Origin of the sequence: Chryseobacterium sp. VD8 (assembly GCF_037149975.1) — a bacterium.
Lineage (GTDB): Bacteria > Bacteroidota > Bacteroidia > Flavobacteriales > Weeksellaceae > Chryseobacterium > Chryseobacterium indicum.
On the sequence record NZ_JBBCQL010000440.1, the window covers coordinates 1 to 917 of the forward strand.

General features: G+C 32.2%; 1 protein-coding gene. It reads left to right on the plus strand.

Going from position 1 to position 917, the window contains the following annotated elements; genetic code table 11:
* Positions 1–468 precede the first annotated feature (468 nt).
* A partial coding sequence (gene gldD, locus WFK35_RS22920; protein WP_336734967.1) for a gliding motility lipoprotein GldD occupies positions 469–917 on the plus strand: 449 nt, incomplete at its 3' end.

The window sequence follows — 917 nt, forward strand, 5'->3', positions numbered from 1 at the left end:
TGGAGATTCATTCACATATCTATCATTCGCTGATTGAAATGCCGTTGCGAACGAAAAATGTTTTCAATAATTTCAAATAAACTTTTGCGTCTATTGCGTTTAAAAAAAAACCATTAAGAATAGTTAAGCAGTTAAGAAAGATTAAGAATTTGCAGGCAAATTAAAGGGTAAGCTTAAAAAATAATTAGAATGTAATAAAAAACGCTCTGTGTGCTTATTTAAGTGAAACGCTTTAGCGAACTTAAAAATATCCATTAAGTTTTAAAAGAAAAATCTTCGTGTACTTTGCGTTAAAATTAAATACATGATTAAAATGGGTATCCCATTTAGTTTTAAAAGAAAAAACTTCGCGAAGCTTCACATTCAAAAACAAAGCCTCAAAAGCAAAATTTAATCACAATCTCAAAACCCATTGAAATCCCGAAATTTGTCTTCCGAAATCTGAAATCTAATTTGTACTTTTGCAAAATGTTTAAAAACGCCATTTTTATTTTTGCAGCCTTACTTTTGGTATCTTGCGGAAAAGATCCGGTTCCGAAGCCTTACGGAGAACTTCGACTGGAATATCCCGCACCGAAATATCAGAAATTCGAAAACAACTGTAATTATACATTTGAATATTCAGATTTTGCAAACATTACCGATGCAAAAAAGCCTTGCTGGTATTATCTGAACTATCCGAAAATGAAAGCCAAAGTTTTTGTAACGTATTACCCGATACAGAATGATTTTGCAGCTCATATTCAGGAAGCTGAAAAAATGGTGTATGAACATACGATAAAAGCAAGCTCAATCGACACAAAATCTTTCGAATATCCTGAAAAAAAGGTATACGGAAATTTTTATGAACTGAAAGGACAGAGCGCTTCCAATCTTCAGTTTTACATTACAGACAGTACCAAACATTTTGTAACTGC